Below are 17,581 nucleotides of genomic sequence, written 5' to 3' on the forward strand. Positions count from 1 at the left end.
AACTTGTCATGCGTCAACCCCGCCTTCTTCAAACCTCGTAGGGGGAAAATTTGCTCCAACGGCCATCTTCCGCGTGTCCAGCGTACGTAAAGGTCAGCCCCGCAAGCGGGGCGAGGGAACGAGTAAGTGGGGCATTGGTTTGGCTTCATTCAGCCGGGCGCATTTGAATCTGCACAGGCATGCAGAATGCCTGAAGCTGTTGGGTCCACTCGGTTTCGGGAACATGTGTTTTTGCACCTGTCGCCCCCCCTCGGCGGCGCCATGAAACAACACACCGTATGGATCGCATCCATTGGCGCCATGCTCCTGGCTCTCATCGGCTTCGTGGTGCTGCATGCCACGGCTGGCGAAAAGAAGATCGAACAAAAACTGGACCGGCTCTACAGCATCGACGACCCGCAGTTCCGCCGATCCATGGGCGTGCTGCTCGGGCCACCTATCGTCGAAGGCAACAAGATCGATGTGCTGATCAACGGGGATCGCATCTTTTCCGCGATGCTCGCCGGCATCCGAAGTGCGAAGAAAACTGTGACCTTTGAAACCTACATCTACTGGGCCGACTCCATCGGCGGCGAATTTGCAGATGCACTTTCCGAACGCGCGCGTGCCGGAGTCAAGGTGCATGTGCTGCTCGACTGGATTGGCAGCTCGAAGATGGACACAAAGTACACCGAGTCAATGCAGCAGGCAGGCGTTGAAGTCGAGCGCTATCACAAGCCCGAATGGTGGCACCCCGCGCGACTGAACAATCGAACCCACCGAAAGCTGCTGATCATCGACGGCGTCGTGGGCTTCACCGGTGGCGTAGGCATCGCCGACAAGTGGCGCGGCGATGCGCAGGATGCAGACCACTGGCGCGACACGCACTTCCGCGCCGAAGGGCCGGTGGTCTCGCAGATGCAAGCGGTGTTCAACGACAACTGGGTGAAGGCGACGGGCCGCGTACTCGACGGCGAGACCTACTTTCCTGCATTAACCCCGCGCGGACCGTCCGCCGCGCAAATGTTCAGCAGCTCGCCGACAGGCGGCAGCGAGAGCATGCACCTCATGTACTTGATGGTGATCACCGCCGCGCGCCGCAGCATCGACTTGTCGAGCTCCTACTTCGTACCCGACGAGCTGGCGCTGGACGCCTTGATTGCCGCAAGAAAGCGCGGTGTCAGGGTGCGCATCATCACCCCAGGGACCGAGATCGATTCGGAAGTCGTGCGCAGCGCTTCGCACGCGTTGTGGGGAGAGTTGCTGAAAGCAGGCGTCGAGATCTCCGAATATCAACCGACGATGTTTCACTGCAAAGTGTTGGTCGCCGACGGCTTGCTGGTGTCTGTTGGATCGACCAACTTCGACAACCGCTCGTTCGCGCTCAACGACGAGGCCAACCTCAACGTGTTGGATGCGGCTTTTGCGAAGCAGCAGACTGAAGTGTTCGAACGGGACCTGAAGCATGCAAAGCACGTCACCTTCGAGGCCTGGGAAAACCGCCCATGGATGCAGAAGCTCGCGGAGCGAACGGCTTCGTTGGTCGGATCGCAGTTGTGAAGGGGTGAAATAGACCGGTCGGCAGAGGACTTTTACCTCAGAGCAAGTGCACCTTGCCGGGCGCACCCAAAAAAGGCCGGCGCGAAGCCGGCCTTCTCGACGCATTCAACTCTCACTTTCGATCTTGATTTCCGCTCTGGTTTCCACCCGAGCTTCCACTTTGGTCGCTGCTTTGATTGCCGCTGCGATCCTTCTGCCCGCCTTGCGGATTGGAGCTGCGGTCCTGGTCTTGCTGCTGGCGGCCTAAGTTGCCGGCCTGTCCACGGTCCTGTTGCTGTTGGCGGTTCCTGTCTTGCTCGTTCTGAGCCTGACTGCGCTCCTGATCGCTTTGACCGCTTTGGTTCTGAGATTTCTGACCACTTTGCTGGTCGTTACGATTTTGATTGCCCATCTTCAACTCCTGTTGAGGCCGGCAACATTGCCGGGCATGGGGATTCAGCAATGGGTGTGCCTGTTTCGTGCTCCAGTGCACCCCTATTGGTCGGCGGCTGATTCCATTTCAAAAGAGGTCTCCAGAGGTAGCGCTTGTTTCTGCAACTTCTTCACGTGGTACTCGCGGGTTCGCTGCGCGGCAGCGAGTTGCTCGGGGGTGACACGCATGCTGCCTTCCCGGGCCGGTAGAGTGGGCAAGGTTGCTGCAGGGATTTCTGCATCTACAAGATCATTCGGCATCGGTTCCTCCATTTTTGTTCCCCAGATCGAGAGCAATCCGCGTGCCTCACCCTTCTACCACGCAACGCGATGTTTCAGGCTCGGCATTCGCCCGCACCGCGCAGCCGAAAGTTCCGCCAGGTTGTCCAGGACGATCAGCGCAACGAAGAACTGCTTCACGGCTTATTAAGCCGGCCGATTGTTCACTGTTCCAAGGGCATATGCACCTGCATCAAGGCCGCCCCGGGATTACTTCGGGCTACGGCATGATGCGCGGCTTGATCCCGGAGCCGCGCACTTGCAAACGACCGCCCCCACTCCCGTCACCCTCGCGGAGGCATTTCGCTTCTGGCTCAAGCTCGGATTCATCAGCTTCGGCGGGCCGGCAGGGCAGATCGCCATCATGCACAGCGAACTGGTTGAACGACGACGCTGGATCAGCGAGAACCGATTCCTCCATGCGCTGAACTACTGCATGGTGCTTCCCGGCCCGGAAGCGCAGCAGCTGGCAACCTACATCGGCTGGCTGATGCACCGCAGCTGGGGCGGCATCGTGGCAGGTGCGCTCTTCGTGCTGCCCTCGCTCGCGATCCTCATCGCGTTGTCGTGGATCTATGCAGCCTTCGGTACGGTGCCCGCGATCGCAGGCATCTTCTACGGCATCAAGCCGGCCGTCACTGCGCTGGTGCTTCATGCGGCCCATCGCATTGGCACACGGGCCTTGAAGAACCGGTGGCTGTGGGGCATTGCAGCGGCATCCTTCATTGCAATCTTCGCTTTCGATGCGCCCTTCCCCGCCATCGTGCTTGCCGCGGGTCTCATCGGATACTTCGGCGGTCGTCATGCGCCCTTGGTGTTCTCGCTCGGCGGCGGGCACGGCAATGCGAAGCAAACCTACGGCCCGGCTTTGATCGACGACGACACACCCACGCCGGCGCATGCGCGCTTTTCTCGACGCAGGCTCGCCACGGTGATCGGCGTGGGCTTGGCGATATGGGCCGGCGCAATGGCATGTCTGATCCCGCTGCACGGCTTTCAAGGCGCGCTCGCGCAGATGGGCTGGTTCTTCACCAAGGCAGCGATGCTGACCTTCGGCGGCGCCTACGCGGTGCTGCCCTATGTGGTGCAAGGCGCAGTCGAGCAGCAGCACTGGCTCAGTGCACCGCAGATGATCGACGGACTGGCGCTGGGCGAAACCACCCCCGGCCCGCTCATCATGGTCGTCGCCTTCGTGGGGTTCCTCGGTGGATGGAATAACGCGCTCTTCGGCTCAGACGCGCTCTTCATGGCCGGAGCTGTCGCAGCTTCGGCGGCAACGTTCTTCACATTCTTGCCGTCCTTCGTTTTCATCCTCGCGGGCGGCCCACTCGTGGAATCGACGCACGGCAGGCTGGGCTTCACTGCACCGCTCACCGCGATCACCGCGGCGGTGGTCGGCGTGATCGTGAACCTCGCGGTGTTCTTCGCCTATCACGTGCTCTGGCCGAGCGGGCTGTCGGGCAGATTCGATGGTTTGTCGGCGGCCATTGCGTTGGCTGCGGCCGTGGCGCTGTTTCGTTTCAAGGTCGGCGTGCTGCCGCTGCTCACCGTCTGCGCCGCGATCGGACTCGTCACAAGGCTGTTGCCAGCGTAGGCTGGTGAATACAGTTACTGAGGACCGCGCTCCTTCAGCCATCGCTCGGCCGCGTCTTCGGCTGACATTGCACGCCATGCCGCCTGCTCCCAAGCGCGCAATGCGATTTCGTTCGCATCGAGGCCGTGCTTGTCCTGCGCAAACCTCGCGTCATACGCTCGCAGCCGATCGGCGAACCGGCTGATCCAGTCGAGCTGGTCCTGTTCAAGTTCGGTGAAATGTTCGCAGTGCTTCATGTGCGGCCCCGTCGATGGTGGTGCCGTCGATCGTACGCCGCGCGGATTCAAGGTCTTCGCCCCGGGTCTTGATTCGCAAAGCTGGCACGAGAGTCGCTTAGGAAAGCTCGAATGGTTGGGCCGCGGGGTCGACCAGCCCCAAAACATCAGCCTTGCCGCTCATCGATTGCTGGAGAGTTCAAATGATTGACAAACGACGTCACCGGCCCACACGTGCTCCCCACGGGACTGTGCCAAATTGGGCTCTCGTGGTGTTCGCCACCTGCGCCATCCTGATCACGGGATTCGCTCACACCTTGATTTGATGCGGCCAAGCGAGCGCACTGGCTTTGTGGCCGCGCGCTCTGTCTGCTTTTCCGACATGGCTTGGTTTCTTGCAACGCCCAAGCTGGCCACGAGCCGGCGACCTGAAAAGCTGAGAAGCCGAAGAAGTCGCCGCGGGTTCCAGCCGCAACTACTCCGCGAATCCGTGCACCGCATCTCGACTATCTTCGTCGAGATCGCCGAAGGCCGTTCCGATCTTGAATCCATCCGGCCCTGAGAACGAGCAGTACAAGACCTTGACGGCGGCCGTTACCGGCAACACCTTGCCGCCCACCGGCAATTCGAAGCTGACTTCGCATTTGGTGCCGGGCGCGATGGGCTTGGACGACATGATGCTCATGCCGTCGATTCCGAGGTCCCAGGTCTTTCCGTCTCTAGGCGGTTGGCCTCGAAGCGTCACCTTTGCTACGGCGCGCAACACCTTGCGCGGGTGAATTCGACGATTGGTTCCAGGGATCATGGCAAATACAGCTCGAAAATGGCACCTCCCCTAGGATCATCTCGTAAAGTGCAATTTCCGTGCACACCCCGATTCTTGTGGGATTGCGCGACCTCGTGACACAACTTCATGCCGAGGCCGGTGGATGTGGCGCAAGTTTCGTTGCCGACTCCCGGGCCGTCGTCGTGCACGAAGAAGCACAGGCGCCCTTTCTCCATGCGTGCGCCGAGCGCGATGCGCGACCTGGCAAAGCGCAGCGCGTTGTGCAGCGCGGAATCGATGGCGAGCCGCACAAGATGCGGGTCATAAAACCACAAGCTCGGCAGCTCGCCGGCTTCCTTGACGATCTGCACACGCCCAGCACCCAGCGGCAAGGCCTGCGAATGAAGGTCATCGAGAAACAGTTCCGGCACTTCTTCGTGCGGCACCGCGCGCAAGCCCCCTTCGCTGGCGCGCTGCACCGTGAGCCACTCGACGAGCTTGCTCGTGAGCATCGTGCTCTGCAGGTTGGCCGTGGCCACGTGGGCCTGCGCCTCGGCCGTCAGTGGCAATGCCGCGAGCCTGGCGAGTTCTTCGCCCAGAATGACGAGCCTGTTCTTGACGTCGTGTGCCACCGCTGCGGACAGGGCGGAATTCATAGCGCAGTCACTGGCGACGCGAGGCGCTCACGGTAGAACTTCCGTGCCGCCGCAACCCGCGTGTGATTTGGATGCTTCCGATCGAGCGCCGTCAACAGGTCTTCGGCACGCGTCGCATGCTCCGGCTTGCCACAGGCACGACCCATCGCCACCAGGTAGAGCGTGCACAACTCGATCTGGATGTGGAAGTTGGCCGGCGACACCGCCAACGCCGTTTCTCCGATGTCGATCGCTCGTATGAAATCTGCGTTGCGCTTGGCCAATTGCAAATCCTGCAAGGCCTGCTGCACCTCGGCACCGGCTCGCGCCACGATGTCCTGGCAAGCGCCCTCGACTGCCGTGCCCTGTGCTGCACGCAAGGCAGCGTTCAGCATGAGTGGCTTGTCGGTGTTGTTGCGCGCCACGGCCTCGATGAGCCCCTGGCCGAGTTCGAGCCGTCCGGTGGCGAGCGCGCTCTTGGCAATCAGCAGCTTGTTCGAATCGGCCAGCGATGCGCTCACCAGCTCGCGCTCGACTTCAGCCATCAGCTTCGTCGCCTCCTCCGTGTTGCCGGTGCACTGGTGCACCTGGGCGCAAACGGCCTTGCTCAGCACCTGGGCGCCCGGATGGTCGGGATACTGCTTCGCGGCATCAGTCGCAACGGCCAGAGCCTTCTTCGGATCGCCGTTGTCGAGCAAGGCTTGCGCGAGCAGCACGTTTTCCTGATGCGAGCGCGTCACCGAACCCTTGTTCTTGGCAACCGCATGTTCGAGCGCCTTCACCGCCACGTCAGCCTTGCCTGCATCGAGCGCAACAGCGCCGAGCCGGAACTTGCGGCGCGCGTTGGGCACGAGATCCGCGACGGCGCGGGCGGTGGCGAGCGCGGCATCCTGGTCACCCTGCTCTTCGGCGATTTCAAGCAAGGCGTCATAAGCGGACGCGTAGTCGGGGTGTGTCGCTATCAAGGCTTCAAACGCCCTGCGTGCCTCGTCGACGCGACCCATTGCGCGCAGCGCGTTGGCGCTGCCAAGGCGGGCCCATGGAAGTTCGGAGTTCAACTGCAGCACGGCGTTGTATGCAGCATTTGCCTCTTCGAAGCGGCCGAGTTTCATGAATGCATTGGCCTTCTGCTTCATGCCCTCGATCGACAAGGAATCGCCGCGCGCGATGAAACCCGCCGCCACCGCCAGCACCTCGTTCCACTTCTTCGCGTCGATGGCATGGAGCAAGGGCGCGAGCATGGCCTTGCGTGCAGACAGAGTCTCTATATAGCGGCACAAGAGCTGGTCGGTGAAAGGCTTGACGATGTAGCCGTCGGGTGTGAAGTCGCCGGCGGCAAGAACATCATTTCGAAGCGAATTGGCCGTGATGAAGATCCATGGTGCGGTCGGGTTGAGCACATTGGTCGAGCGGGCGACCTCGAGCAATTGCTGCCCGTCGGTGCCTTCGCCAAGGTTGTAATCGCTCAGCACCACGTCGACGTTCTCGACGTGCATGGCCTTCAGCGCCTCGCGCGCATTGCCAGTCATCACCACGTTGCGGATGCCCAGCCGGTACAGCGATTCGCGGATGATCTGCCGCATCTGCTGCTGATCGTCGATGACCAGCACCTTGAAACTGGAGAGGGGTCGTGCGGCAGGGGTTTGCATGGGCGCTCCAAACTCTCAGGCTTGCTGTGAAAGACAACGCGCGATCACCCAGCAAAGCTGCTGGGTGGAAGACTCTTCGAGTCGCGCTCCTGTGGGCGACGGACCGTTGAGCGTGCGCAAGATGATGCCGAGTTCAGTCGCCGCGAAGTGCTGGTGCACGTCAGCCGAGCGCTTTTCGTTGCGCCGCCAGGTGTCGATCCAAGCGGCCACTTCGCGCTCGAAATGGCGCAGGTTCGCACGCTGGCCGTGCCGCTCGACGAGAAAGGCGAGGAGCTGCAAGGCACGATCCGGAAACCGGTGAATCGACGTGGTGGGCACTGGCCCCGCGACTGACATTCATTTCTCCTGATTGGATGCAAGAGGCACATGCACTCAACGCAAGAGGGCGCAACCACCGCAGGCGTCGTTGCCAACAACCGGAATGAACCCGGCGGGCGCGCAGCTGGAGTGCTTCGCGTCTGGCAACCCCGCTGTCATGGCCCGAAGGCGTTAGACCGGAAGCTTTGCGACCCCGGCTTTCGCACGGGTGTGCCTTTGTCATCTCGGCCCAACTGTATCCAAAGGAAACGTTAATAGGTGAGTCCACCCTTCGCTCTCGATCAGGAAGACATGCGCTGCGTGAATAAATTCGCAACGAAAAGGCCTCCAAAACTGCTAAAGCTATTGCGAGTCATGCATTCGCAGCCCGGGTGCAACGTGGGGCACCCTTTCAGCACTATTCCGACGACTTTGCCGAAGTGGCGAAACTCAGAGGCTCTCAGCCTCTCACTCCAGCGTAAAGCCGAGCTTGATCGATACCTGCCACTGCGCCACTTTCCCATTGATCACGTGCCCGCGCGTTTCAGTAATGCTGAACCATTGGATGTTGCGCACGCTTTCATTGGCCTTGGTGATCGCGCTTTGCACCGCCTCCTCGATGCTGATGGGAGACGAACCGGTGAGCTCCAGGAGCTTGTAAGTGTGGTTGGCCATGGTGCTGTTCTCACTCAGATGGGAACGCCAACGCTAGCCGGTTTCAACGGGCGGATCAAGTCAGCCCCTGAGAGTACCTGGCCCCAAAACAAATTCCCGCTTTTTGGCGCGTCCTCAAGTTTTCGCCCCAATCATTTCACGGCGAACCCCGGCGTCGCCAATTCCAGCACGCGCACCCGCTGTGAATGTGGTCGAATGCATGTTTTGTCGTTCGGCTGTCTCCATGTTCGTATCCTTTACTCCCAGTTCCGAGCCCGGTTGGTTTCGCTGGCTGAGCCGGCTCGTGATACGCATGGGCCTCTTCCGCGCCATCGAGGCACTCACTGTCGTCGTCACGGTGAGCGCCATCCTCATTTCGCAAGCCGTGATCAGCATGACGGGCCACGGCAATCGCCTCATCGCCCTCATTTCTACCTCCGCGTGCTCGCTGGTGCTCGCGCCGGGCATCTGCTATCTGGTCTTGCGCCTCGTCTTGGAGCTCGACCGCGCCCGCACGCAGCTCACGGTTCTCGCCACGCACGACGACTTGACCGGCCTGCACAACATGCGTCACTTCATGCTCATGGTGCAGCGCGAATGGGATCGCGCACGGCGCTACAGCACCCAGGCAGCCCTTCTGCTGATCGACGCCGACCATTTCAAGCGAGTGAACGAAATCCACGGCCAACTATGCGGTGACGAACTCCTGTGCTCCATCGCAAAGACCGTGAGCGGATCGCTGCGGCAGGCTGACGTGCTGGCTCGATTCGGCGGCGAGGAATTGATCGTCTTCCTGCCGCACACCGATCCGCTGGGCGCACTCGATGTCGCTGAACGCATCCGCGAACAAGTGCAGGCCTTGGCAGTTGAGTTCAAGGGCGTGAAGGTCTCCACCACCGTGAGCATCGGCGTGGCGCCCATGCGGACGGAACTGCCCTCGCTGGACTGGATGATCCAGGAGGCCAACACGGCGCTTTACGCCGCCAAGTCGGACGGCCGCAATTGCGTGCGCACCCTGCCCTTTCAGGCCAGCCGCAGCGGCGGGGCCTTCGAGACGAACTCGAGGTAAGGAGATGGCCCGGAATCATTGGGCCACGTCCTGACTCCTGAGAGGCTGAGAGTATTTCGAACGTGTCCGAGCAGCACGTCAAAAGGCGCCTGATCAGTGCAGGCGTCTTTTTGCGTGATGAGTGGGCATGATCGAAAAACTCTCAGCCTCTGAGCCCCGCCTGTCAGAGGTGCAGGTTGGACAGCCCATTCCTCGCCCGCGTCACCGCCGTCTGCGGCAGCATCGACCAATCGCGCAGCCGGTTGTAGAGCGTCTTCACGCTCACGCCCAACGCGTGACTTGTACGCTGCTGATGGCCCCCGTAGTAGTCGAGCGTGGCGAGCACCACTTGGCGTTCGATGTCGGTCCAGCTCTCGCCCACGCAGATCTGCAGCACCGGCATCTCCGGCGCATCGTGGTGCATCGGCGCAGAACCGTGGAACGTCACCGGCACGCAGGCGTCGACGATCTCGCTGCCGGTGGCCATCACATACGAACGCTCCACCACGTTGCGAAGCTCACGCACATTGCCTGGCCACACATGGTCGCGCAGGGCATCGAGCACCTGTGGCGAGAAACGCTTGGCCGCGCCTTCGCGCTGCGAGATCGCGTCGAGAAAATGGCAGGCAATGACCGAAATGTCTTCCGCCCGTTCGCGCAGCGGCGGCACGTGGATCGGGAACACGTTGAGCCGGTAGAGCAGATCCTCGCGAAGCTTGCCTTCGCGCACCGCGCTCATCGGATCGCGATTGGTTGCGGCCACGAGCCGCACGTCGGTCGTCTGAAGCTGCGTGGACCCGACACGAATGAAAGTGCCCGTCTCCAGGACACGCAATAGCTTCACCTGCAGTTCGAGCGGCATCTCGGTGATTTCATCCAGGAAGAGCGTACCGCCCTTGGTGCGCTCGAAGAAGCCGATGTGCTGCGTATCGGCTCCCGTGAAGCTGCCTCGCTCGTGACCGAAGATCTCGCTTTCCATCAGGTGTGGCGAGATGGCGCCGCAGTTCACCGCCAGCATGGGCTTGTCGCGTCGGCGGCTCTTGTCGTGCAACGTGGCGGCGACGAGTTCCTTGCCGCTACCGCTTTCGCCCGTCACGAGCACGGTGACGCCGGTGGGCGCTACGCGATCAATCTGCTGATGAATCCGCTTCATCGCGGCTGACTCGCCTAGCAGCATGGGCGCTCTCTGTCCGAGGCCGCCGGCCGCCTCGCGATGGCCGTGCAACTGCTTCACCGCACCGCGGTTCACCCGCAGCAACAGTTCATTCAACTGCGTCGGACTCACCGGTTTGATCAGGTAGTCCACTGCGCCCAGCCTCAAGGCCTGCACCGATGATTCGACGTCGCCATGCCCGGTCACGAACACCACCTCAGTGTCGTGTGACAAGGACTCGTCGTCGAAGAGTCGCAGGCCGCTTCCGTCGGGAAGCCGCAAGTCCAACAGCACGAGATCGGGTTTGTGCATCGCAAGCTGCCGCCTCGCGTCGCGCAGTGTCCGGGCTGTCGACACGGTGAACCCCGCATCCGAGATCAGCTCCGCCATGGTTTCAGCCTCATCGCGCTCGTCGTCCACTACCAGCACATGTTGCATAGCCTCGGCTCCTTTGTTTGTTCCTTTGTATTAGTCGCCCGGAACAGCGCCGCAGCGATGCTCCGGCGGCGAGCACCATGTAGGGCTCGCGGCACAAACCTCCAAGGTGGATGCGGCGAACCTGGATGTCGCTTGAAAGATCCGGCTGACCAAAATCACTTTGATCTCCTTCGAACCGACTCAATAACCGCTTGGTCTGAATTCGCAGCGCCTCTCGGAACAACATCCATCGGACCGTTGAATGCGTACATGCCAACCCGCAGGCGCTGCTTTCTTGGCCGGCCTCGAGCCTCGTCCTCATCGATCAATTTCTGCACCACCGGCGCCAACTCCTTGAGCACCGCTTGCCATTGCTGCTTGATGAGCGGTCGCATCCTGCCAATGGATTCGGGAGACAGTTCGTCAGCGAACAATGCCTGCTCGAGATGACGCGTGCCGGCAGCGTCCTCGTCTGGGCTTTCGTTGAGCACGTTGTCCACCGCGGCCCGCAGGTGGTCTCCGACGTTCGACCCGACAAAGCCGAACATGCGCTTCTCGTCACCCGTGGGCACGAATGCATCGCGCTGCAGCAAGACGATGTCGAGCCTTTCGTCGAACTTGGCGAGGCCCAGCCGGCACACCTCTTCGAGCAAGGTGCGCGGATGAACATCCTTGGTCACAGATTGCGCAAGGCTTTCAAAGCTAGGCGCGGGGCCTTGGCGCGCAAGAAACCGCCTCGGCGAGCCGCACAGCCGCAAGGCCGGATCGCTGAGCCAGCGCGTAAAGAGTTCGGTGGCGAGTGAGCGGCCTGCGGGCTCCGGCGAGTCCATTCGCATGAGGCGAGCCACTTCGCGCCGGTTGAGCCCGGTGGCCGCGCTGACGCGACTCACAGCGCGATGCGGCAACACGTCGGCATGTGCGTCGCGGGCTGCCTCGACGAAGGCGCCACGCAGGAGTTCATCAAGTTCGCCGAACCGCAGTCCGTGCGCCACCGCCAGTTGTGCCAGCGGCACCATCACTTCTTTGCACGCGCGCAAAAGCGCATCGACCGCATCATCATCTGCGGACGCTACCAATTGGGGGCTGGGGAATGCGCTCAATTGAAGTCCATGCTGCACTGCACTGCACAAATGTGCTATTTGCACATTTGCTTCACAAGACGGGTTTACGTGCCTTGTGACATCAAGAGTCGTGAACATGGGAAGCGGACTGAGTTCGGCTCGTCGCGCTCTCGGGCCTGTCTAAGTCAGCCATGCCTTTCATCTTTTACTTCGACGAACTTTGTAGTCCAAGCCTCACAAATGCTCGCGACACCGCCCGACCCAGGGATCAGCGCCAACTGGCATCGGCTTCTGACGCGATGAGTCAGCATGACATGCCGCCATATCACGACGAACAGGTGGCGAACCAACGCCATGCGTGGCTACAAAGGAGTTCGAACCATGACACCCAGACTCATCACGCTTACCGCCGTAGCATCCCTCGTGTTGGCTGCCGGCTGCTCGTCGGTGCGCAACGACCCGGCACCGACCTATGGCGCTGTCGGCTCAAGCCCCACGTACCCGACGGGCACGACCGCGTATGACTCGGTGCAGTTCGGCCATGTCCGCAACATTCAGCAGCTCGATACGGCACGTCGCGGCGCTGGCTCCGGTGCCCTGCTCGGCGCGGTGGTCGGCGGCGTGCTTGGCAACCAGGTGGGTTCCGGCACCGGCCGCGCGGCAGCGACAGCGGCGGGCGCCATTGGCGGCGCGGTGATCGGCAACAAGATCGAAGAACGCAATCAGGCGCCGCAAACTTACTTCCAAGTCGATGTGCAACTCGACAACGGCGACTTCAAGACCTTCGACTATGCGGACCTCAACGGCCTACGGGTGGGTGATCGGGTCCGCATTCAGGACAACCAGTTGCAGCGCTGGTGATCGCGCATCTCTGGGTGCACACATCAAGAAGCGGCAGCAACTGACCGCCGGCTTTTTCATGGGCGGGCTTTGTCCATCAGCAAGGCCTGCGCCAAGAATTCGACGCCATCAATGCACCCAAGGGTCCAATGGCGTCTCCCTCAATGAATCGTGGGAGGAATCATCACCGGGGTTGGCATCACTGGAGGTTCCCGCACCGGCACCGGGTTCTGGCCGGGCGACGGCGGGTCGTCCACTGGATCGATTTCCGGACCTGGCGGCAAGGGCGGCAGCACCGGTCGCTGAGGTGTTTCCGGTGGCTCGGGAGGGGTCTGATGGGCGAACAAAATTTGCAGTCCTTCAATGAGTCCTGCAGCGTTACGGCAAATGATGGGCCTGCACTCAGAGGCAATGAAATATCTACGCTGGCATGCAAGGCCTACCGTGTCTCACAGAGCTTGCACGGGTTTCACATTTGCCCATTCATCAGCAGATGGGCATCCCCATCTCTCGCAACTTCACTGAGGAGAAAGACATGGCTGAATCGAAAATGGTGACCGGGCTCTTTCGCGACCGCGACAGCGCGGAGCGCGCCTACAACTCGATCACCGAGCGCGGGTACGACAGCAAGGACGTGAACGTCGTCATGTCTGACGAGACCCGCAAGCGCCACTTCGCCACCGGAGAAAAGACAGAACTCGGCAGCAAGGCCGCGGAAGGCGCCGGCATCGGGGGCGCGATAGGCGGCACATTGGGCGCGATTGCGGCAGCGATTGCCGCCGTCGGTACAAGCATCGCGATTCCGGGCCTGGGCCTTGTGGTCGCCGGCCCTGTGGCTGCAGCCCTGGCCGGCGCGGGCGCGGGAGCCGCAACCGGCGGTCTCGTGGGCGCTTTGATTGGGTGGGGCATTCCTGAAGAACGAGTCAAGCGCTACGAAGAAGGCATCAAGCAAGGAGGCATCTTGATGGGCGTGAAGCCGCGCTCTGTGGACGATGCGGCGCACTTTGAGAAGACTTGGCGCGACTACCGCGCCGAGGACGTCTATAGGTAGAACTTTTGGCGGGGATTACACCGGCAATAGTGCGCCCATGCAGGGCGCACTATTGCAAAGAGCCGCGCAATGCGCGGCTCCTTTTTACTTGGAAAAAATTCCGTCTCGAGCCCACATCGCCCAATGAGTCGGGAGGAAGGGGGGAGGAGCGAAGCAGTTGAATGCTCGAGCCGGGAAAACTGTCAGGAGGTTATGCGCAGTCGTCTTATGACTACTGCGCAGACACGCACCTTGGACCTTTCTAGAGCAAGTGCTGTACCAACTTTCTCCAGCCTGACGAGCACCCTTGAAAACTGTGGTTCGACGCCCCCTATTTGCCCTGTGAATCCCCTCTGAGAAAGGGCCTCTTCGCTGCGTCCCAAGCCCCTCAAAAGGCATCATTGCCGACTCGGCAATTTTTGGAAACTGCGTAAATCAGAGATGCAAGCTTTACCGATTTCCTGTGCTTGCAACGCAGACAAGGGCCCTTGCCACAGGGGCATCCCGTTTGCATTCATCGCTCGACATTCATAACAAAACCCTCTGGAGAACTCATGAGCAAATCACGACGGGTGCTGCTGATCGATGACAACGTCGACGCGGCCGAATCGCTTGCCCAGTTGCTCGCCCTGTCGGGACACGACGCGCGCACCGCAGGCGACGGCGCGCAAGCCATGCGTGTCGCGCAGGAGTTTCAGCCCGAGGTCGTCTTCTGCGACCTCGGCTTGCCCGGCATGAATGGCTTCGACCTTGCGCGGGAATTGCGAACGCTGCCCTTCGGCCGCGACATCGTGCTGGCCGCCCTCACGGGCTATGGGCAGCCGAGCGATAGAGAAAATACCGCAAGGGCCGGCTTCGACGCCCACCTCGTCAAGCCGGTCGATCCTTCAATCATCGAGAGCTTTCTCGACGACTACGCCTAGCGTCAAGCCACAAGTGTCGCAGGCGGCATTTGGAGCTTGACGCGACACTAGGCACAAAGTCGCGCCTATGTCGGAGTCGGCACAGAAGCCAGGCCGAGAACCTGGGCCAGCGTTCGCAACACGCGATCGGGGTCGATAGGCTTGGCGACGTGTTCGTCGAACCCGGCTTTCAAAGCACACACCCTGTCCTCCACCTGCGCAAAGGACGTAAGCGCCAGCGCCACGATGCGCGGACGGTGCTCTCTGCCCTCGAGCTTGCGGACTCGCTTGATGAAGGCATAGCCGTCTTCGTCGGGCATGGCGATGTCGGAGATGAGCGCATCTGGTTGCTCCTCGGCGCTCGCATGGACCAGATACTCGAAGGCGTCTCTGGCGCGGTCGAAGCTTTGCAACTCGACATCGGCTCCGCGAAGGATGAGCCCCAGCATTTCACGGCCATCCTCGTCATCCTCGACGATCACGATGCGCTTGCCCTTGAGCGCAGAGCGATCCCCGCCGGCCGATTTTTGCGCCACCTTCTCGCTGATGGCCGTCGATGGCAACTCGATGGTGAACTTGGACCCGAGACCTGCGCCCTTGCTGTCCACGCGTATCGTGCCGCCATGCAATTCAACCAACTGCAGCGCAAGCGACAAGCCAAGCCCAAGGCCGTTGGTGCGGCGGGTGTTCGAGCTGTCTGCCTGATTGAAGCGGTCGAACATCCCGGGCAGTTGCTCAGCATCGAGGCCGGCACCAGTGTCTTCCACCTCGAGCGCAAACCCTGTAGGCAGCCGCGCGCTGCGCACCTTGACAATGCCGTCTTCGGGTGTGAATTTCACGGCATTGGCCACCAGCTTGACCAGGGCCTGCCTCATCCGATCCGCGTCGATGCGCACCATGCCAATCGACGGATCGTGCGAGGCCTCAACCCGGATACGCTTCACCTGCGCGGCGTGCTGCACCGACTCCATCCCCTCTTCGATGATGGCCTCGATCGGTACCCACCCGAGGTCGAGTTCGAGTTTGCCGCAAAGAATGCGCTGACTATCGAGCAGGTCATCGACCAAATGGGCCTGCATTTGCGTGTTGCGGTCGATTGCATCGAGCGCCCTCAATTGCACAGGCAACAACTCGCCACTGTGCCGTAGTACATGAGACCAGCCGCGAATGGCATTAAGCGGCGAGCGCAATTCGTGAGTGACAACGGCGATGAATTCGTCTTTCGCCAGGGCGGCAGCTTCCGCCTGCGTACGCGCCTTGCGTTCGAGGCTCAACAGTTGCTCGATCTCGACTGCACGCGCGTTGCTCGACGACCGAGATGCGGTCTTGCTTTGTGCCGTCTTGCGGCGGGCATCGGTCTCGCAGTCGTTGGTCGGTCGTTTCATTTCACTTTAGCCAGCGGCGCCTGCTGGCTTGACTTTCTGGCAAGCAGTGTGCCCGGCCCATTTGGGAGGCGCACTGGCCAAGCGGCATGCCATTTGCCGAGGGGGGTTCTGAGGCCAATTGCCGATTCCGAGGCGGTGGCCGGCTTTCCCTCAATCGACCTTTGAAAGGACCACTTTCATGATCAACTTCATCGTATGGCTGGTAGTCGGCGGCTTGGTGGGCTGGATCGCAAGCATGATCATGCGCACCGACGCGCAACAAGGCGTCATTCTCAACGTGGTTGTCGGCATCATCGGGGCCGCCATCGCCGGCTGGCTGATCTCGCCACTGGTGGGAATACCTAGCATCAACACCGGATTCAGCGTAGGCTCTTTCGTGGTCTCGCTACTTGGCGCCATCGTGCTGCTGGGCATCGTCAACCTGTTCCGCCGCGGCAGGGTGCGCTGAGGCAGATCCTTTCTGCACAGTGTCTGAGAAGTTCCGCCGCCATCCCGGCACCGTGGGGGTGGCGGAACCACGTTTCCAAACCCTTGAGAGGAGGCTTAAATGGAACCCACCACCGGCGACTCGACCTTGAGCACCGTCACTGAACGCGGACACACGACCGTCGATCGCGCGGCGCAAAGCGCGCATGAAGCCATTGATCGCTTGGCCGCCAAGGCTGGTCCGGCCGTCGAGAGGCTGCGCGCTTCGACGAGCAGCGCGGGTGAAAAGCTACGCGCCAAGGCCGGAGAACTGGGCGAACTCGAAGAGCAATGGGTGGAAAACACCCGCGGCTATATCCGCGAGAATCCGCTTACCGCATTGGCCATTGGCGTGCTTGCCGGTGTGCTCCTGAGCAAGCTGTCGTCGTCACGTTAGAGACCCGACAACTGCTGACGGCCTCGCGCGGCGTGAAGCCGAGCGGGGCCGTTTCACTTTTCGGGCCGTTGTGGGTGGACATCCGATCATCGGCACCTCAATTGCCTGCACCGGGGCATCGGAAACGCCAGGAGTTTCAATGGCCACCAGCAGTATCTTGGGCGCTGAACGAGCGCCATCGCAATCCGAGGGACGTGACGTGGAAGCGCTCGGTCCGAGCGACAGCTCTGACAGCGGAAGCGACGTACAAGGCGAACTCGATCTTGCGTCTCCCTCTGACCTCGACAACACGCTCTTCGGCACCGTTCAGCCTGGATTGGAAAGCGACAGCGACTCGGCAGGAACTGGCGAGCGCGGCGCGGCGCTTGCGGATGAGGAAGCTCGCGCGGGCAATGACATCTTTCCCGACCGCATCCAGAATCTGACTGATGAAACGTCGTCGGCCTTCGGGTTGAGCGACGCGGAACTCGATCTCATCGACATGGCGGCCCTGGACGAGCTTGCCGCCGAGGATCGCGAGGAAAACGAAGACGACGATCCCGAAGAGCAGATTGACGACAGCCCGAGCTGAAGGGGGTACGCCAGACTTGTCGCCCCGCGTCGTCACGCCCAAAATGGCGCGGGGATCATTCGGGAGTCGCATGTGCCATGGTTCCATCGCATCACAAGTCCTCGGAGCAAGTCGTGCTCGCGCGCGCGGTATTCATCGACAAGGACGGCACGTTGGTCGAAGAGTTGCTGCATAAGGACATGGATCGCGGTAGAGACACCCATTGCTGGACGCCCCCCGCACAGATCCCAGCGGGCGTAATTCACGCACTGGGCTCCTACCTTGGGTGTGTGA

At 61.3% G+C, this 17,581-nt stretch carries 21 protein-coding genes and 1 riboswitch; of the genes, 10 read left to right on the forward strand and 11 right to left on the reverse strand.

Features of this window, described 5'->3' with window-relative positions; all coding sequences use genetic code 11:
• Nucleotides 1-261: 261 nt before the first annotated feature.
• Nucleotides 262-1,539, forward strand: a complete 1,278-nt coding sequence (gene cls, locus AC30NL_RS11975; protein WP_489464228.1) for a cardiolipin synthase — start codon at nucleotides 262-264, stop codon at nucleotides 1,537-1,539.
• 112 nt (nucleotides 1,540-1,651) lie between these two features.
• Here the strand turns inward: cls and AC30NL_RS11980 are convergent, their stop codons facing one another.
• Nucleotides 1,652-1,930 (reverse strand): hypothetical protein, encoded by a 279-nt coding sequence (locus tag AC30NL_RS11980; RefSeq protein ID WP_489464229.1) that lies wholly within the window; start codon nucleotides 1,928-1,930, stop codon nucleotides 1,652-1,654.
• Between the two features lie 83 nt (nucleotides 1,931-2,013).
• Nucleotides 2,014-2,211, reverse strand: a complete 198-nt coding sequence (locus AC30NL_RS11985) for a hypothetical protein (protein ID WP_489464230.1) — start codon at nucleotides 2,209-2,211, stop codon at nucleotides 2,014-2,016.
• A gap of 277 nt (nucleotides 2,212-2,488) precedes the next feature.
• Between AC30NL_RS11985 and chrA the strand changes: the two genes are divergently transcribed.
• A complete protein-coding gene (gene chrA, locus AC30NL_RS11990) occupies nucleotides 2,489-3,823 on the forward strand; it encodes a chromate efflux transporter (RefSeq protein ID WP_489464231.1) in 1,335 nt (444 codons plus the stop codon).
• A 14-nt stretch (nucleotides 3,824-3,837) separates the two neighbouring features.
• On the opposite strand, the gene AC30NL_RS11995 is transcribed toward chrA, so the two are convergent.
• From AC30NL_RS11995 to AC30NL_RS12020, 6 genes are all read right to left on the reverse strand, one after another.
• Nucleotides 3,838-4,059, reverse strand: coding sequence for a hypothetical protein (locus AC30NL_RS11995; protein ID WP_489464232.1), 222 nt, complete (start codon nucleotides 4,057-4,059; stop codon nucleotides 3,838-3,840).
• Between the two features lie 454 nt (nucleotides 4,060-4,513).
• Nucleotides 4,514-4,843, reverse strand: a complete 330-nt coding sequence (locus AC30NL_RS12000; RefSeq protein ID WP_489464233.1) for a PilZ domain-containing protein — start codon at nucleotides 4,841-4,843, stop codon at nucleotides 4,514-4,516.
• Nucleotides 4,840-5,460 (reverse strand): sensor histidine kinase, encoded by a 621-nt coding sequence (locus AC30NL_RS12005; RefSeq protein WP_489464234.1) that lies wholly within the window; start codon nucleotides 5,458-5,460, stop codon nucleotides 4,840-4,842. The genes AC30NL_RS12000 and AC30NL_RS12005 overlap by 4 nt, the downstream gene beginning before the upstream one ends.
• A complete protein-coding gene (locus AC30NL_RS12010) occupies nucleotides 5,457-7,088 on the reverse strand; it encodes a tetratricopeptide repeat protein (protein ID WP_489464235.1) in 1,632 nt (543 codons plus the stop codon). Before AC30NL_RS12010 ends, AC30NL_RS12005 begins: the two co-directional genes overlap by 4 nt.
• A gap of 15 nt (nucleotides 7,089-7,103) precedes the next feature.
• Nucleotides 7,104-7,424 carry a hypothetical protein gene (locus AC30NL_RS12015; protein ID WP_489464236.1) on the reverse strand — a complete coding sequence of 107 codons (321 nt, stop codon included), beginning with the start codon at nucleotides 7,422-7,424 and terminating at the stop codon, nucleotides 7,104-7,106.
• 121 nt (nucleotides 7,425-7,545) lie between these two features.
• Nucleotides 7,546-7,631, reverse strand: a riboswitch (cyclic di-GMP riboswitch).
• Nucleotides 7,632-7,853: 222 nt separating this feature from the next.
• A complete protein-coding gene (locus AC30NL_RS12020; RefSeq protein WP_489464237.1) occupies nucleotides 7,854-8,060 on the reverse strand; it encodes a dodecin in 207 nt (68 codons plus the stop codon).
• A 223-nt stretch (nucleotides 8,061-8,283) separates the two neighbouring features.
• Here AC30NL_RS12020 and AC30NL_RS12025 point away from each other — a divergent pair, with 223 nt between their 5' ends.
• Entirely contained in the window at nucleotides 8,284-9,108 is an 825-nt protein-coding gene (locus AC30NL_RS12025) for a GGDEF domain-containing protein (RefSeq protein ID WP_489464238.1), read from the forward strand.
• Nucleotides 9,109-9,271: 163 nt separating this feature from the next.
• Here the strand turns inward: AC30NL_RS12025 and AC30NL_RS12030 are convergent, their stop codons facing one another.
• Together AC30NL_RS12030 and AC30NL_RS12035 are read right to left on the reverse strand one after the other, a co-directional pair.
• On the reverse strand, nucleotides 9,272-10,678 hold the full coding sequence (locus AC30NL_RS12030; protein WP_489464239.1) for a sigma-54-dependent transcriptional regulator: 1,407 nt from the start codon (nucleotides 10,676-10,678) through the stop codon (nucleotides 9,272-9,274).
• 155 nt (nucleotides 10,679-10,833) lie between these two features.
• Nucleotides 10,834-11,757: a DUF6502 family protein gene (locus tag AC30NL_RS12035; protein ID WP_489464240.1), complete on the reverse strand. Its 924-nt coding sequence runs from the start codon at nucleotides 11,755-11,757 to the stop codon at nucleotides 10,834-10,836.
• Between the two features lie 342 nt (nucleotides 11,758-12,099).
• On the opposite strand from AC30NL_RS12035, the gene AC30NL_RS12040 reads away from it, so the two are divergent.
• From AC30NL_RS12040 to AC30NL_RS12050, 3 genes are all read left to right on the forward strand, one after another.
• On the forward strand, nucleotides 12,100-12,579 hold the full coding sequence (locus AC30NL_RS12040; RefSeq protein WP_489464241.1) for a glycine zipper 2TM domain-containing protein: 480 nt from the start codon (nucleotides 12,100-12,102) through the stop codon (nucleotides 12,577-12,579).
• A 514-nt stretch (nucleotides 12,580-13,093) separates the two neighbouring features.
• The gene (locus tag AC30NL_RS12045) at nucleotides 13,094-13,609 is read left to right on the forward strand and encodes a hypothetical protein (protein WP_489464242.1); all 516 of its coding nucleotides are present in this window, start codon (nucleotides 13,094-13,096) and stop codon (nucleotides 13,607-13,609) included.
• Between the two features lie 533 nt (nucleotides 13,610-14,142).
• Nucleotides 14,143-14,511, forward strand: coding sequence for a response regulator (locus AC30NL_RS12050; RefSeq protein WP_489464243.1), 369 nt, complete (start codon nucleotides 14,143-14,145; stop codon nucleotides 14,509-14,511).
• Nucleotides 14,512-14,576: 65 nt separating this feature from the next.
• Here the strand turns inward: AC30NL_RS12050 and AC30NL_RS12055 are convergent, their stop codons facing one another.
• Nucleotides 14,577-15,875 (reverse strand): hybrid sensor histidine kinase/response regulator, encoded by a 1,299-nt coding sequence (locus tag AC30NL_RS12055; protein ID WP_489464244.1) that lies wholly within the window; start codon nucleotides 15,873-15,875, stop codon nucleotides 14,577-14,579.
• A 181-nt stretch (nucleotides 15,876-16,056) separates the two neighbouring features.
• Between AC30NL_RS12055 and AC30NL_RS12060 the strand changes: the two genes are divergently transcribed.
• From AC30NL_RS12060 to AC30NL_RS12075, 4 genes are all read left to right on the forward strand, one after another.
• A complete protein-coding gene (locus AC30NL_RS12060; protein WP_489464248.1) occupies nucleotides 16,057-16,323 on the forward strand; it encodes a GlsB/YeaQ/YmgE family stress response membrane protein in 267 nt (88 codons plus the stop codon).
• A gap of 99 nt (nucleotides 16,324-16,422) precedes the next feature.
• Complete coding sequence (locus AC30NL_RS12065) at nucleotides 16,423-16,737, forward strand: ElaB/YgaM/YqjD family protein (RefSeq protein ID WP_489464245.1); 315 nt, start codon at nucleotides 16,423-16,425, stop codon at nucleotides 16,735-16,737.
• Between the two features lie 139 nt (nucleotides 16,738-16,876).
• A complete protein-coding gene (locus AC30NL_RS12070; RefSeq protein ID WP_489464246.1) occupies nucleotides 16,877-17,308 on the forward strand; it encodes a hypothetical protein in 432 nt (143 codons plus the stop codon).
• 77 nt (nucleotides 17,309-17,385) lie between these two features.
• The coding region (locus AC30NL_RS12075) for a hypothetical protein (protein WP_489464247.1) at nucleotides 17,386-17,581 on the forward strand (196 nt) is incomplete at its 3' end.

This window comes from Rhizobacter sp. (assembly GCA_021153565.1).
Lineage (GTDB): Bacteria > Pseudomonadota > Gammaproteobacteria > Burkholderiales > Burkholderiaceae_C > Albitalea.